At 41.0% G+C, this 17,027-nt stretch carries 9 protein-coding genes; 6 read left to right on the top strand and 3 right to left on the bottom strand.

The window, feature by feature from the left end:
• Positions 1-11: 11 nt before the first annotated feature.
• Genes QUW60_RS05625 through QUW60_RS05610 form a run of 4 tightly spaced genes read left to right on the top strand, consistent with a single transcriptional unit; the run spans position 12 to position 9,102 of the window.
• Complete coding sequence (locus tag QUW60_RS05625) at positions 12-3,446, top strand: DUF6079 family protein (RefSeq protein ID WP_289559060.1); 3,435 nt, start codon at positions 12-14, stop codon at positions 3,444-3,446.
• A 3-nt stretch (positions 3,447-3,449) separates the two neighbouring features.
• The gene (pglZ, locus tag QUW60_RS05620) at positions 3,450-5,897 is read left to right on the top strand and encodes a BREX-4 system phosphatase PglZ (RefSeq protein WP_289559058.1); all 2,448 of its coding nucleotides are present in this window, start codon (positions 3,450-3,452) and stop codon (positions 5,895-5,897) included.
• 2 nt (positions 5,898-5,899) lie between these two features.
• Positions 5,900-7,330 (top strand): BREX system Lon protease-like protein BrxL, encoded by a 1,431-nt coding sequence (gene brxL / locus QUW60_RS05615; protein WP_289559056.1) that lies wholly within the window; start codon positions 5,900-5,902, stop codon positions 7,328-7,330.
• Positions 7,330-9,102 (top strand): hypothetical protein, encoded by a 1,773-nt coding sequence (locus QUW60_RS05610; RefSeq protein WP_289559054.1) that lies wholly within the window; start codon positions 7,330-7,332, stop codon positions 9,100-9,102. Before brxL ends, QUW60_RS05610 begins: the two co-directional genes overlap by 1 nt.
• Positions 9,103-9,237: 135 nt before the next feature.
• On the opposite strand, the gene QUW60_RS05605 is transcribed toward QUW60_RS05610, so the two are convergent.
• Genes QUW60_RS05605 through QUW60_RS05595 form a run of 3 tightly spaced genes read right to left on the bottom strand, consistent with a single transcriptional unit; the run spans position 9,238 to position 13,392 of the window.
• A complete protein-coding gene (locus QUW60_RS05605; protein WP_289559052.1) occupies positions 9,238-9,969 on the bottom strand; it encodes a hypothetical protein in 732 nt (243 codons plus the stop codon).
• A gap of 17 nt (positions 9,970-9,986) precedes the next feature.
• Complete coding sequence (locus QUW60_RS05600; RefSeq protein WP_289559049.1) at positions 9,987-11,543, bottom strand: RNA-binding domain-containing protein; 1,557 nt, start codon at positions 11,541-11,543, stop codon at positions 9,987-9,989.
• 31 nt (positions 11,544-11,574) lie between these two features.
• Positions 11,575-13,392, bottom strand: a complete 1,818-nt coding sequence (locus QUW60_RS05595; RefSeq protein ID WP_289559046.1) for a DUF262 domain-containing protein — start codon at positions 13,390-13,392, stop codon at positions 11,575-11,577.
• 490 nt (positions 13,393-13,882) lie between these two features.
• Between QUW60_RS05595 and QUW60_RS05590 the strand changes: the two genes are divergently transcribed.
• Positions 13,883-15,910: a fimbrillin family protein gene (locus QUW60_RS05590; protein WP_289559045.1), complete on the top strand. Its 2,028-nt coding sequence runs from the start codon at positions 13,883-13,885 to the stop codon at positions 15,908-15,910.
• A gap of 13 nt (positions 15,911-15,923) precedes the next feature.
• Positions 15,924-16,820, top strand: coding sequence for a fimbrillin family protein (locus QUW60_RS05585; protein WP_289559043.1), 897 nt, complete (start codon positions 15,924-15,926; stop codon positions 16,818-16,820).
• Positions 16,821-17,027 lie beyond the last annotated feature (207 nt).

The raw sequence follows: 17,027 nt of genomic DNA, 5'->3' as shown, positions 1-17,027 counted from the left end.
CCCGTAAATTCATGGCAACAAAATATTCAGACTTCATCCACTTGCAGGACTTCCTTCCGGTATATGACATATTGGAAGAAGGAACTTCTTCGTGGCAATCATTCATCCCAACGGCTCAGTTCAATGAGATGCTCCAACGCTCGCTCACCGCAATTACTAGTAGCGAGATAAGTAAAAGAAGAAGCATCTGGGTACGCGGTACTTTCGGCACCGGTAAAAGTCACGCAAGTGCAGTGGTCAAGCACCTGCTTTGTGATGACTATGATTCAATCAAGACATATATAGAAAATATAAATGATCCGGCGCTTAAATCCCAAGTAAGAAACCTTCGCCAAAATAAACGCTACTTCGCCGTAACACTTAAGGGCGTTCAACAAGCATATGACATTCCACGCTTCACACTGTCGCTACAGCGCGAAGTGTCAAAAGCTGTCAAGGCTGTTGCGCCAGACTTCGTAGTCAATTCTGATTTTACAGCCGCCATAAACTGGATTGAGGGGCATCGACGCATTTTTGAGGAAGAAGTCATCCCCAACGCTAAAGACCTTGCCGACAACATTAATACCGCTGATGAAGCTATTACATTCCTTAAGAACTACAATCCAGGAATGTATATTACCATTGAAAATGCCATCCGTGAAACCATTGGCTCTGTTTTTGAGCAAACGGCGATTGCAGAATGGCTCGCTGAAGTTGAACAGGAAATAGAGAAGCGCTGTATTGCTAACGGGCTCATCATTTTTTGGGATGAATTTACATCTGTAATGGATACATTGAAAAGCGACCGAATCAACCTTCTCCAAAATATTGCAGAGAAATCACAGCATCACAACGTATTTCTGTTCCTTATCTCGCACCGCGTAGAGTCACAAAGCACCGACAATAAGGCGAAGGACATCACGAAGATGAGTGATCGATTCGATGAAATTGATTATAAAATGGATAGTCTGAGTACATATTTGATTATGCGTCACAGCTTTACTATTCCAGATGTCGAATCGAATGAGCAGTTTAAGGCGTTCAAAAATACTGTACTTCCAAAAATCGGAGAAGTGCTTGACTTCTTAACACATGGCAATGCCGAACAGGTAAGCCATATCAAGGAACTCCTCCCAATGCATCCTTATACAGCCTTCCTTTGCTCGGAAGTATCGAACTTTATAGGTTCTTCAAATCGAAGCGTCATTAAGTTTATGCACGATGGCGACTCCGGCTTCGAAGCATTCCTCAATAACGAAAACTGTTACAATGTGGATATGCTGATGACAGCTGATACCCTGTGGGATTTCTTTTATCCCACATTTGATGCAGATCCCGCTAGTGTAGCGTTCACAGGTCTGTTCAACTCATTTGAAGACAAAGTACGTGCTCAGGGTGAAGACTATTTGCGAGTCTTTAAAGTAATTTTGCTGCTTAACGCACTATCGCCCAAGTTCAAGAAGTCAATCGAGCTGATGACCCCAAACGACAACGTGCTCCGTTGCGTGTTTGCCGGCGATCGTGCTCACGGTAAAGTTATCGACATCCTGAACTATCTCGATGAGAACAAAATTGTGGTCCGCGATATCTTTGGCGAGTTCAAAATTCGCGGCACTTCCTACAATCAGAATGAGATGAACAAACACCGCCAGGACGAACAGTCGGCCTATAAGACGTCTATTTCTGTTCTTGATTATGACACTATCAGTAAAGAAGACCTCGGTGGGTTGTTCCAAATAGGTGTTTCTGTTAAGCGAGAAACTGCCGTCCAGTTCTTCTCATGCGAGGATAGCGAGCAACTTCTTCGCAGTAGGCTGAATAAATTTACATCTGACAAGCCCAACTATATGCATATCGCGTTCTTCCTCGCCCTTTATGAAGAAAACCGTGAAAAAAAATCGACACTGCTCAACAATTTCTCAAAAGAATTTGAAAATCTGGTTATTGTGCTGGCTGAAGAAACATTCTCAACACAGTCTTATAACAAATTCATTGATGCCGTGGCCACATCTAAAGTTGCTCGTAGCCATTTCAATGAATCTGAGGCTAAGGAATTTGAGAAAGCGGCTCATGCTTTTGTTTCCAAGTGGATTACACAACTTCGACACAATACCTATAATGTCTATTTTAATGGTGAGTCTTATCGCGAAGGCACTATTGATCAACTTCCTGACCTTCTTAACAATAAACTCAGCGCCAAGATTTATAACAGGGGATTTGAGACAATGCGTTTCCCAAAAGGGGTAGTGCCTCCCATGACATTTTATAAAGACGGCAACTGTCCGAAAGTTATCCAGCAAATACTACAAGCACAAAACCGTGATCAGCTAACGTCGCACAGTAGCAGTGCCTCGCCGCTAAAATATCTTTTTGAGGAAAACGGAAATACACTTATCAAATCCGATGGAACGCTTTCGGAAAATGCTCTGAACGGACATTCGTGGCTGGTAGAAATCTATCATCATGTAGAAAAATGTATGGAGAAAGCACGCAAGGAATACGCTGATAAATTCAGTCTGCCTGTAGTGCTCGCTTCGTTCATAAAGCCACCCTATGGTATGTTCACATCCATGTTGAACTGTGCTGCTATAGCATACGCTCTCCGCCAATATAAGTCTGAGTTATTCCAAACAACTATATCTCAACCCATCTCTGACGAGGCACTCTGCACCATGGTGACCGACTTATTCAAGATGTGGAAAGACGGTAAGTCTGACTCGAATTCAAAGATGTTTCTCCGTTTTGGGTCGAAGGAAGAAAGTGACCTTACCAAGTTGCTTTATGACACATTCGACCTTGGTCACACAATTAAGGCAAAACTTGATGATGTTAAAAGTCTCGACAATGCAAAATGGTACATTCAAGAATTTTGCAAGCTGTATGCAAAACAGCCTCTGTGGACTCTTATTCATATTCCCGGTTTGTCGGAGGATTTAAAGAATGCAATACAATCCCTTATTGCAATTTTCGCTCAGGAGGCTCCTTCGGTCGAGAAAATCAAAGCGATTTATCGTGACATCAAAAATAATCATGTGGAGCTTCTAATACTTATAACCAATGTTGACAATTACGAAAAAGGATTCATAAATTTCGTTGATAGCATAGAAGGTGTCAAAATTGAGAAAGCATGGTGGAACGAGATGCTTGAAAAACTCTCGCAACTTCCCAGTGAAATTGCATTTCGCAAGGAGTCCGATGTTGAGAAAGCTATCTACCAATTCTATATCCGTAAGACTTCTGGTAACGGCGGTCAGGGGGGAGAAGATGGTAATGGCAGCGGTAATAACGGTGAAAACGGTAACAACGGTGGTAATGATGGAGACAATAATGGCGAAACTAAAGACATTGTTAAGCAGGCCAAGGAGAAAATTAAAACCACAAATATGCCTAACACCATGTGGCAAATGGCTATTCTAAACCTTCTCGAGCAGTATCCCGAAACCGCAGAATTTTTCAACAGATTATAAAAGATGGATGCAACCGACAAAGTAATAGTATTTCACTCGCTTGATGACCTTAAAGAGGCTATCAGCACCGATGTAAAGTCGCATGATGTGCTAGCGCAACGATATTGTGTGCGCTTTATTATGTTGAACTGCTTTGATGCTTTCCGAGAACTCACTAAGTTTCTTATCAGGGAACTTGGTGTGAAGAAGTTCGATCTTGAAACGCTTGCGTTAGGTCCCGACAAGACCATTGACATCGACACTCTGAGCGATGCCGTGCGGAGCTTGAAAGTTTCAAGCATTGTCACGCCCTTTTCTGAACTTGCTCGATTCTTTAAAGAGAGCGAGTTCAAGGGCTTTTTCAATGATATTATTTTGTCAGAAGATATTGCGCATCCTCAAAAGCGAATCTATATTCCCATTATCGGACTACATAACCGATTTACGGATTTTCTCAAATCCTTTGGCCGTATTGAAGAAAGCGCCCCCATTTGGCAATATTATACACCTAAGGACGACAAGGTAATGGTGTACGTCTCAAAGTTCAAAGATTACATTATCCCTGATAAGCTTAATATATGCTCTCTGACTACCATGCGTGATTGGCTCAGCTTTTGGAAGAAGCAGGCACCCAAGGATAAAATTCTTTGTGGAGCATCACCAATTCTAAACCGCTGGCAAAACGCCAAGCCGGACTCAATATTCACGTTCCAGCCCGTTGACAATTCGCATGAGTTCATCACCGATTTCCTTGAAATATCGTTGCCTATCGAATACAAGGAAGACGAACTTGAATATTGGGACGATCTGCTTCAAAGCATCGGCAAAAATGCTGCTCAGATGTTCGATTTTTCACAATATGTTGAAGATCTATTTAATCGCAAAACGATAACCGTCAATGACATTCTTTCGTTTTGGGCTGATGACGGTACACCTGCCTATGGTCGCTGGTTGCTGAAAGCTTACGCTCTTACATACCAAGAGAACGAACTGTCAGGCTATATGCGAAACATACTTCAGGAAATAGACGATTTTAAGATCGCCAACACATTGTTTGTTAACTTTACTGAGCGGATTTTCTATATGACTAATGCGGAACGTCTTCAAAACTTTGACAGTCGCAAAAACATTATGCAATCTCAGCGCGATTTGTTCCGTGCACTTGTTCCAGAGGAACATCAGTCTTGGCTCAAAGAGCATATCATTGAAATAGCTCAGAAGGATGACAGCCTTTCTCAGGCGAAACGAATTTGTACAGCCACCTTTGACTTTGAGAAAGTCCTGTTCCTCGGTTGGTATGTTCTTAGGGCAGAGAAAGACTTCGGGCTTTCTCACCTTAAAGATTTTTATCCTGACCTCACTGGATATCTTACTCCCTTTGAAGCTGTTGCGACCAAAGTTCCGGCTTCATGGGTCGCTGATTATCTGCAGCAATTCCGCAGGGCAAAAATGGCCGATAATTACACCGATGAGCTCAAAGCTATTGTGGATGAGCGTAACGCAAGTGCAGACTCTTTTTATAATTGGTACTACTCGTTTCAAGACAGTCATGACTTGCTGAGCGAAATTCAGCATAATAAAGTTTACCCAATAGATAAAATCTATTGGGTGGACGGTCTCGGCGCTGAATTTATTCCGTTCATTCACTATCTGCTCGAAAACTCACAGAGTGGTTATGAAGCCGTGCTTTCACAAATCGCGCGTACTACCATTCCATCGAATACACATCTTAACTCGTTTGATGTCAACAATCATCTTATCTTTAAACTTAATGCGCTCGACGAACTGGCGCACGAAGGCCACTATCAAAAATATGCGACCCTAGTTGCAGAGTTGGAAACTGTTAAAGCAGTTATCCACAAAATTCTTGACGATAATAAAGTAGGTAAACACACTATTGCCATCGTGTCGGATCATGGACTTAGTTCCATGTCCCGCAAGTGCGACTCACTGAAGATTGATTCCAAAACAAAGCATGAAGGCCGATATGCACCCCTTGCAGATGATTGTACGATGGTCAGCGATATCAATTTCGTGGTTCACGAAAATGAACGCGACCATAAGAAATATAAAGTCGCTCTCAGACATCAGTCGCTTGGTGTCAAACCGACACACGAGGTACATGGCGGTGCCACGCCTGAAGAAGTGCTTGTTCCATTCATTGTTATTTCCAATGATGATGCCTCGAAGTTTCTAAAATACACGATTGTACCAGTCGAGGCTAAGGTGCCCATTTCCGACAGGAAGGTCGCATTTAAGATTATTCCTGAGCCTCAGTCCTCCAAGGCCATATTCAATGGCCAAGAGATAGCTCTTATTCGCCATGGCATGCAATGGGAGGGTATCATCTCCAATGCAACCGAGGGCAAACATCACATCACGGTCATTCCTTTCAGAGGGAAACCTGTGCAATTGGAAATTGAATTCTTTGGTATGGGCTTTAGCTCAGGTCTTGATTTAGATGACTTTTAATTATGAGTGAAATTGGTGATAAAATCAGGCAGGTTTTCAGAGAATCTGCTGTCTATAAGAATCCAGCCAACAATGAAGTATTCGTTGGCCGTAATCTGCCCTCATTCGTCAAGGACTATCTGATAGCCACGCATATTGATCAGAACGGCAAACTACGTCGTGATGATCTTGTTAGATTCCTCGATGAACACATACCTCTTAATCCGAATGCTATTCGCAGCCGTCTCATGCAAGGCGATGTTATTACTCTGCTTACTCGTTTTGAGATAAGCACAAATATCGCCAAAAACAAGACACAGTTCCAAATTCCGGAAATGGGTATAAAGATGGCGGATACGGATATACCACAGTATGTTGTAGACCAAAATCCCGATGATTTGATTGACGGAGAAAAATGGGGAATTATCAAACTTGTTTATATTCCACCGCAAGATAAGGAGAAGGGGTATATTGAAATGTCGAAATATAAACCTTTCCGTCCACTCGAACGTCTCGATCTCAATTCGTTCAGAGAGTGCCGTAAGAAATTTACAACCGATGAATGGATTGATGTGCTTATTTCGGCTATGGAGTACACCCCTTCAGCCTTTTCGGGCAAAACTCAAAAACTGGAGTTTCTGGCTCGTTTGCTACCATTCATCGAACCTCGTCTAAACTTGATTGAACTAGCACCCAAGGGCACCGGTAAATCCTATGTTTTCGGTAATTTATCAAAGTTCGTTTGGCTCATTGGTGGGGGTAAAGTTTCCCGTGCCAAGCTCTTTTATGACAAGTCACGCAAGACACCGGGAATTATGTTCCATCATGACCTTGTTGCACTTGATGAGATTCAGTCTATTACTTTTACTGATCCCATGGAGATGCGTTCTATCCTTAAAAACTATCTCGAATATGGTAAGACCAACATTGATAATTTCGAATTCATGTCTGAGTGTGGCCTGATTCTTCTTGGTAATATATCTTTATCGGAAGATGGTTTCCCAATGTCCGATAACTATGTAGAAGAACTTCCAGAAGCATTTAAAGAGTCTGCTCTTCTCGACCGATTCCACGGTTTCATAGAAGGTTGGTTACTTCCACGCATTACCAATGACATGGCACTGCGCGACTGGACCTTAAACGTAGAATTCTTTTCGGAGGTCCTCCACCAACTCAGAACCGCAACGGAGTATGCCACAATTGTAAATCAATCTATCGCAGTTCCGGAGGGTGCCGATATGCGCCATCTGAAAGCCGTAAAGCGTATTGCCTCAGCCTATCTGAAGCTTCTGTTTCCACACGTTCTCAAAAAGGAGGATATGGATATTGCTGAGTTCTATACATATTGTTTGAAACCGGCTGTTCATCGTAGAGATATTATTCGTCGTCAATGTGCAAACATCGACAGTGAAAGTTCCTTTTCCAAACCCATGCCAATATTTGAATTAAAGTAATGCTGTCTAATACTGACATATCAAAGCTGAAAGAGCTATATGAATCTCTCGACAGACTGAAAGAGGCCGGGGAGGATGTTGTTGCAGAAATACGTAAAGAAATCAACAACATTGAATTGCAATATCTCAAAGAAAATGTGTTTCCGGAAATGATGAAAACTCTAAGCCGCAAGATATCTTGGTTGAGGTGCTCGGTTGATATGAGTTTGCAATTCGATGGCGAGAAGCAGCTTGATTATTCTTTCTGCAAATCCGGCTCTACAGTATTTGTCCGAGACAAATACGAATGTGGTTCCCAAGATGATAGTATTATTGAGATGCAGAAAACAGATGCTACTTATTCGGCGATTATCTCTCTGAAACCTACTTCCGCATCTGCTACAGATGCAATTGTTCGCATAGTTGAATATTCTGACAAGGCCATAGCTGTGTATGGCGATACCATGCGTTACTCTGAAAAATTCAAAGAGATAGGTGGATATTTTAATGATAGGCTGCGCGAAGGTGCTGGTTGGATTTTCTCCAAGAAGCATGAGTTGGAAGTACGCAATTTTATTAAAGACAAAATGACAGATGTATATACAGAAAATCTTTCTCCATCAAACATTGTTGTAGTTCCCGCAAAATACGAGTTAGAGCAAAGCATAGCTGTAAAAAACATCAAATGTACATTAGAAGGTTTTCGTACTTTTTTATCAATGATAAAAAATAATCACGGACGAAGCTATTCTCCATCTACGGTCAATGTGTATTGCACAGCTACTAGAAGTAATTACATGCGGAATAAGATCTTAAAATATCATCATTCCGGCTATCTCTATAATCTAACAGACCTACGAATACTATCACAACTTTATGACGATGTTCAGGCCGACTTTGAGGCTAAGAGAACAAATTCGGGTTCTCCTCAAACTATTCGTCTATATATCCAGTTCATTGAGACATACTTTTCGGATAAAAAAGAGACGGATGTCGAACCAATCCTCAAAGCAGAAATGGTTTCACCTACTGAGCCCATAAAAGAGACAGATACGCAAACTCGTGCCCCTTGGATTGTCATCAATTCTATTTCTTTTAATGATTATATAATCTCAAACGGCAACTCCACCGAAAAGTTCATCGAATTTATCAATATTGTTGGCCCGAAATTAGTGTACCAAATGAAGATTCCTTTCCGTGGTGGCTATCTTGTTGATAAGACTAGAAACCTAAAATATATCACATTTTGCAAGCCCTTAAATGGAGGCTATTGGCTCAATACTCATAGCAGTACAACAAATAAAATTGAGCTGATGAAACAGATTGGTGAATATTTGGGCACAGAGGTTACCTTCGACATAGAAGAAAAGGATGACAACGAACCAACGGCAACATCATCAGCCCATGAAATAAGGCATTCGAATAATATGGCGGCTACAGGTCGCGCAAAATATTCTCTGAACGGGGGCGAACCACAGAACAAGCGTCGAACCGTACATTCTGTCGTTTCCCTTTATATGAGATTCCATCCTAGAGTAACTTGGCGTGAAATGCTTGATGTATTTCCTAAAGAGCTTCAAGGTAGCTATGGAGTTATAAATACCGTTGAGAGCATACAATATCGCATAAAAAAAGGATTCGATGACGAGAAACGTTACTTCCTCGACCCTTCAAGTCGATTTACGACTATCGATGGGGTTGTATTTGCGGTCTGTCATCAATGGGGTAATCAGTTCGACAAATTCAGAAAATATGTTGAAGATAAACTCGGTTGGATGATTGAAGAAGTATAATAGGATACAAATTGGTTGTCTTACTTTTAATAAATTCCATGATATTTTAATATATTTGTAAGGGCAATTATTCGCACTTCACTTACTTTTGACTATAAATTTACTTAATCACACGGTTCGGATATTCATTATAATTCAGACTTTCTCAGACGATAATTTTGATGCGTTATTTTCTTTCTCTCTTCTCTCCTTAACCTTATCCAATCCCGGCATCTTCTTTGATACAGAAGTCTCACCAGCAGGAAAGTATGCCTTAAAAACCTGACATAAGAAACTCACAATATCGCAGCGTTTCTTGCCCATGTTAGAGAAAGCGGAGTAAACGTAATACATGAGTTCTTGCTGACTGCACATATCATTGGGTTGGATTGTAATTGAAGGCGGAAGAATCAAGTCATGTTCTGCAAATGCGTAGGAACTGGCAAGAATCGCCTTTTGCTCCTCTTCACTGAACATCTTGATTTTTCCGGCAAACCATTCAAGTTCGCCTTTTTGGAGTGCCTGTTGCTGCTTGCTTTGACGTTCCATCAGAATGGATACTTTCTCTTGCTCTTTTTCAGTAAGAGCTTCTTCAAGCACGCGATTCTTACGCTTTAGGACATTGTACTTTTCCATACAAGCAATGGCAATGCAGAGATAACCTACGGTTACGGTAAGTACCAGTACCGCATGAAATCGGAACTTGGACGGAAAATCCGGCAAAGTATCAATATAGTCGCAGACGACAAGAGCAACTACGAGCATAAGCGCAGCTCCGAAATACATTGTCCGGACTTTGACTTTTTGACTCGCAGGAGAAACGCCCATAAGCAAGGCTATCGCCAAAGCTGCGACCAATAAGATGGAGACCAAGATAAAGATTGTCATGTGTCACGTCCTCCCTATTATGGTTTTACGATGATACGCCAATAGCCTGCCTTGTCAGAACCTTCATGGACGAGAATGCCCCTCTCACGCAACTCTTTGATGTTCTTTTCAACTGCCCGCTTGGACACGCCAATTTTTACAGACATTGCTTCTGCTGTTATAGAAGGGTCGGAAATAACTAAGTCTATTATTTTTTGCCCTGTCCTGCTAACTCTTTTAGATGCATCCTCTCCTTTTACACCGAACCTTTTCTCTGAACTTTTTTCGTTTACACCGAACCTTTCAGCATTTACACCGAACCTTTTCTCCGAACTTTTTTCGTTTACACCGAACTTTTTCTCCGAACCTCCTCCGTTTACAGGGTACTTTTTGAGGGTACTATTTACCCTGTCGGCCACCTCTTCTACGGAGATTCTACCATTCTCGCCCCAATTCAGATTATAGAAGGTGGTGAAAAAAGAGGATGCTTCGGTTTTATAGAGAGGTTCTTTGCCGGGTAAGAAGTTGGGCAACTTCTCGGTCAGTTCACGCATCTTGCGCAGACCGGAACCACGCTTCTCCATGTAGTCGAGTTGGGTAAACATATCGGCAATGACGGGGTTGCGGCGTAAAGATGGGACATTATAGATATCACGGTCTTGGATCTGTGTGCCGTCAAGCATCGCACCAGGCGATACTAATTCCACACGGTCATCGTAGATGTCGATATGCACCTCACCGCCCATCACTGTGTAATCTCTGTGAATCAGATGGTTTACCAATCCTTCAAAAATGGCTCGGTCGGAATAGTCTGGCAGATTGAGGCGATAGTCAGGCATTTTGACCCATCCGCTCATGGTGTAGTTCTTGATGAAATCCATGCCATATTTCAGAAGCAATACAAGATTTGCCCGATGTTCCACGGAACTGATAGCATCGTCTTTATAAAGTCCTGTCCAACGGGTGCAGAAAATACGTGATTGGAATACAGTGCAATTATCCACAAACAGCAATCCTGCATTGGTCAGTTTACCGTCAGATGTGACAAGTCCGAATGACTCCAAATACTTATCATTCCATTCCTGATGAGTTTGTTCGCGAAAAGCGTTGGCAAGGATAACGAAAGAATGTTTGTTAGCATCTACTTGTGTAGGCAGCGAATCCCAGGTCATGTGCGTACCTTTTAATACCAATGAAAGAAGTTGTTGCGAATTGCACTCTACACTTTCATTACCGACTCGTGTATAAGCTGTACGTGTTCCGTCTTGATAATAATAATATGGTGTCAGCGTTCCCGCCTTTACTTTCACTTCAAGCAGGGTACGTCCTTCATGTTCGATCGGGATAAGTTGAACTTCCGGTACAGGGTCAAGTCTTGCCTTTATCATTTCACTGATAAAGTCGGCATCTGCTTGTGGATTCTCCAAACCTACAATCACTCCGTCATCGTTTACTCCATAGAACAAACTGCCACCGTCCGTATTGGCGAAAGCCGACACGGATTTGAGCCACGACTTCACTTTCTTGCGTTCCAGCATCTTCTTGAAATCGTAAGACGTACATTCTGCTATCAATGTATTGTTATGAATTTGCATCGGCTTATTGTTGGCAAGTTTATAAGACAATTTATTTATTCGAAAAAATTTTCAAATAAAAGTCCTTTATAGCACTAACACCTGTGACAGCTTCCGTGTTGTTTCCTTTTCTGACATAGATCGTATCATTATAAAGAACAGGGTCATTCTCAGATTTTAATTGAAAAACAATGATATCGTGCTCTTTGTATTTAACCATACGGAAATGCTGTGTTATATAATTTTTAACCGTTTCGTCTATTGCACTGGTGTTTTTTATTGTGTTAAGTATATCATTTTGTAATTTATCACCATCTCCTCCGTAATATTTTTTTATTTCATCTTCTACACCAGTAATATAAAAATCTGTCCCAGCAAATAACTCTCCTTTACTTGTGTTGTAGTGTTTTTTAAAACGTTCAAAGTCTTTTTCTCCTTCTGTTAAACCAACAACTACATAGCCATAAGTTTGAGGACCTTTGTTTACTTCTGCTGTCAATATTTCAATAATTTTCTGTACTAATTTGGTATTGAACTTACTATTTTCAATTAAATCATGAAAACCTGATTTGAAATCGTATTGACTTCCTTCTATTCTGGATAGTCTTAGTAAATTATCAAGTTCTAAAGTCCAATTTTCATTTAAAACATTGTTGCCTGTGGCTTCTTTAAAACAACATTTAATTATGCCTTTAATTGATTGGATTCTCTCAAACCTATCTTTAGCGTCCCATTTAGATTTAGATATACCTAATAGATGTTTTTTTGCAATTTTATCTAGCTTATTAATGAGTTGTAATTTATCACTAACACACATCTTTTCCTTTATAATAAGTTCAAAAAAAGCAAGAAAAATTACTTGATATGTTCTAACAAGACCTTCCGAGTATTCTTCAGAAAAAACCAATGTTCTAAAATCTTTTTTTGCATAATCTAATATATCTATTATAAATGAATGAATTGAAGAGAACCATTGTTGTATAGTAGTAGAACCTAAATGCTCAATTTGAGCTTCTATTTTGGTAGATAAATTGTCATTATCGGTTATTGAATATTTGTAAAGTTTATTGAGTGTATAAGAAGTGGGGGATATTTGTTCACCCATAATCATATAAGAAAGTATCCAGGCAATTAATTCTTCATCTCTTGATACACGCATATTGGGTATAGTTATAATATGCTGTTTAACCCAATAAATATCTTCCATGACGATTCCATAATTTAATCGTTTGTTAGACAAACTTATTAGTTTCATTTCATTTAATTTAAGTTGGTCATGTGGAGAAACATCTCCTCTGATTATGCAGGCTACTTTTCTTACCAATTCTGGGAACAATCCGATTGCACCCGCCTGCCTTATTTCCTGATTAGATAATTGTCTTCCATAAGAATTTATTCTTCTGAATATATCTTCAATACTTTTTTCATCTGCACTGATAAAGGAAAATGGTAAGGGGTAATTTGTGATATTAACACATAATTGTCTTTCAAGTTTAGGTGTTCTTTGAATGATTTCACCATTGTCCATCGCTGATTTGGTAGAAGAAAGAGTTTCAAGATCAAAATATCTATATTCTCCATCAAAGGTCTTTATTGGATATTCATTTTCGATAAAAGCCATTATTGCATTTAATCTTTGCATGCCATCTATTATTTCAAATGAAGCAACTCCTTCTATATTTTTATTGGCAAAGAGAAATAGGGGGACAGAATAGCACTTTTGTAAGGAATCAATGAAAGCGGCCTTTTCTTCCATTGTCCAAACTAGTTTTCTTTGATATTTACGGTTAACTATGAATTTATTTTCTATATAATATTGATAAGCCATTTGTACACTTATGGCTGTGCTTGAAATAGGGTTTCCATTCATTGTTTACAAATCATTATTAATTAATATGTATTTAAAAAGAGTATTTGTCAATCTTCCACAAAGATACGTATAATAAAACAAAATAGAGAATATTGCTCATTTTTTTGTGTGTTAGGAGGAAAAAGTATACTTTTGCGACATAGAGCTGTGGTTGCTTATGGATGCTTATTTTCGGGTTTGCATGATATTTGCAACACGTTCACGCAAGTCGCTGAGAGATATAACGTGTTGATTTTGAGGAAGTCAAATGATTCCGATAAGTAAACAAATAATAAACAATAAGCAAAATCGTGCAGCTCAATGAGTTGCACGATTTTTGCGTTTATAGGGTTGATAATATCCCTGTAACAAAGGCTTTTGTTGCGTACCATAAATCATCTTCAATTTTCAAAATTAGTATAGTTAAAAGCCGTAAGAATACCAAATATGCGATATGGTGTTTCTCGGTATCTTCTTCAGAAATAATGACATTGTCCAAAATTTTGTGTAAATGGAACTGGATTCAATAGTTTCAATGCAAAGTCTGTATCGTTCATCCTTAACTTCATATGCCGCCCTTTCCATTATCTTTTTATTGATATCTTTTCCGCATTGTCTGTGGAAATTATTCAGCCCATATCATTTCTTTTATGGTTTTTCACTACTTTTGCAGTTAAATTTAATCGTTCGTGAAATGAATAGCATACGGATTATAGTGAAATATCTGCTTCTGGCGTTGGTTGTTGCCCCAATTTTATTGTCAGGGTGCAAAAAATCTGAGGCTTGCATATCAGAGGGTGACAGGTATATAGAAATAAAGTTCACGCAAGAAGATAGCGATACAAGAGCCGAAATCGGGGATGACGGAAGCGGGTTCTTCACCGATGGTGACAAAGTCGGACTTTATATATACGGAAAGCAGACAAAGCATGTCATACTGACTAGGGAGGGTGGACAATGGACTCCGAAACTGCTGAAAAGCGAATTGGGGGCAGGTACCGTACGTCTTTCCGCATACTATCCGGCCAGGGAGGATGTTTCGCCCGAAACGGACCGGCATACCCACAGTGTAGATACGGATCAGACAGGAAGCGGATATGAGGATTCGGATTTATTGTGGAGTCATATCGACATGGAACAGGACGATTTGACAGGAAATGTAATAGAGATGCCGTTTGTTCATGGAATGCACAAGTTGTCCATTCATATTTCAAGCGACAGCGGTTCGCTTCCGGAAGACTTGACCGTTATTGTGAAGAATATTACAGAAGGTTCATTTGACCTTTCCACTGGGCAGATAGACATTCCTGGGGGAACGATGAAGGACATAAGCCCCCGCATATTGTCAGAATCGGAGGGGAAATACTCGGCTATTCTTTTTCCCGGCAGTCTTGATGCCTATGCTGAAGGATGGGTTGAGATATCCACCGGCGGCAAGACTTCCGTTTACAAAGCTCCGGTGAAAATCGGAGAAAGCAGCCTTCTGGAGAGCGGAAAAGAAACAGTGCTTAATTTGCATCTCAAATCCGATGGAGATATAGGTACGGATCCTGACCCTGCTCCAGATCCTGACTATGGTGGCAAGACATGCTGGGTCTACGGAGTCAAGACCGCGGGCCTGCCAGATTATCCAAGAGATCATGAAGAGTCTGTACCCGAGTACAGTTTCCTGGTTCCGGAAAACTTTCCCAGCGGTATGTGGTATAAAGTTTCCGGTGTTATGTATCTGAACTGGCAGAAAGACTTTTTATGGTATGACTGCGATAAGAACGATCCGGACGATAGTAAATCTCGTCCTGGATATCATGACGGCAATATGTGCTGGGCGGCGGGCGCATCTAATTTGCTGCATTGGTGGACACGGCTCAATCAACCGTATATCGAGGCGTATGATGCAAAGTACAGTTCAAATCCATGGCCGTCATATCCGCGTCCTTCTTTTGGATTTTCCGATAAGGATAGCAGTGGGATTTTCGATTTCTTCAGAAACATATCCAGAAACAGAGGGGGATCGGATGCCGTTGGAATTAACTGGTTTATCTGCGGGACTCCGGGAATATCATCTCCGGATCCTGACATCGATGACAATTTTAATGGATATTTTACGGAAATATTCGACAATATAGACGTTGCAGTCAAGCCCAAAGACGCTATGAATAAAGAGAGTCTTAGCAGGATCATCAAAGGAGCTCTGGAAAATAAGCAGGGACTGGGTTTCGTTCAGTCTAACGTGAGCAAAGGGGTTACGCACGTTATGACAATTTGGGGTGTGGAATTTGATGATGCGGGTTATGTATCTGCCCTGTATTATGTAGACAATAATGACCACTATAACTTTGAGGTTAAAGGAGGGACCAATAAATTCCAGCATCACCGCCTGATACGGCAGGAGATCAGATATAGGGATGGACTTTGGAAAGTAATGATGGGAAATTCTAACGTACACGCCATATCCAGTATAACGCTTGTGGATCTGAAACGGGATATCTGGCAGAAAGAATTCCCTGAAGTGGTGATTAAAGAAGATTATATTCAATAAATGGCAAGTTATCATGAGCAATAAGATATTTCACAGTTCAATTATGGCTGTTGCGGCCGGCCTGATTATAACCATGTCTGTTTCATGCGGGAAGACTCCTGTTGATGGCGGCGATGAAGCAGATGGGACGGGAGTGATTGACATCCGTACATCCATTGACGCGCTGACCAAGGCTCCCGTGCTTGATGAAGAAGGAAAAGGAAATTTCTCTCGCGGAGATATTTTTACGGTTACCGTGTCTGGAAGCGGTTTTGCCAGCACCGGCAGAAACTATGCTGCGGGAATTACCGAACTTATGTGGAAAGACCTTGACTTGCCTGAAGATGTCGGGGATGTGTATTTTTCCGGCTGTTATCCTGTGCAGGAAACAGCAGTGGATGGTATATTTACATTTACTGTTTCTCCGACAGAAGAAACGGATCTTCTGCTGGCCAGGGCGGTAAATGTGAAGAAAGATGCTAACACTGCAGTAAACCTGGCTTTCAGACATGCCCTTCACAGGCTTGTAATCATATATGTGTCAGATGATTTGAGCGATGAACAGTTGTCGCAGGTTTCCACTTCTGTCAGAGCCCTTTCTTCCTGCAGCGTGGATCAGACAAAAGGGATTATATTGGACGGTACGGCTGCGGGATTGTCTGAGGTCGGGAGCAGACAAGGCAGGCGGGCTTCATTCTTTATAGTACCTCAGGAAAAGGATTACATTACGCTTGATGTAAGCGTGGGAACAATGACGCGGACAATTGATATTCCTGACCATGCTCAGGATGGCAGTCCTGTCGCCATGCTCGAAGGAGGAAAGAGCCTGACTGTGCAAATAAATGTATCCTCCGATGAGATTAAGCTTGACGGGGTGCAGATAGGAGGATGGGAGCATCAGGGAACTGTGGACGGAGAGATAGAGCTGTAACGTTCTGCATATGACATGCCCGGAGTGGAGGATCTTATAAATGAAATGTATTCCGGATCTGAATCTTGAAGTGCATTCTATTTCTTGCAGGCTCTAAAGGTGTCATTGGATATTTTTCCTGTTGTTTTTTTCGTTATTTATGAAGAATATTGTACTTTTGCATACAAGAGATGTGGTTGCTTGCGGATGTTTGACTTAAAGTAGGCA

This window comes from Bacteroides gallinaceum (assembly GCF_030373775.1).
Classification (GTDB): domain Bacteria; phylum Bacteroidota; class Bacteroidia; order Bacteroidales; family Bacteroidaceae; genus Phocaeicola; species Phocaeicola excrementipullorum.
Note: the sequence above shows the minus strand (reverse complement) of the source record. Positions and strands in the feature narration are given on the sequence as shown.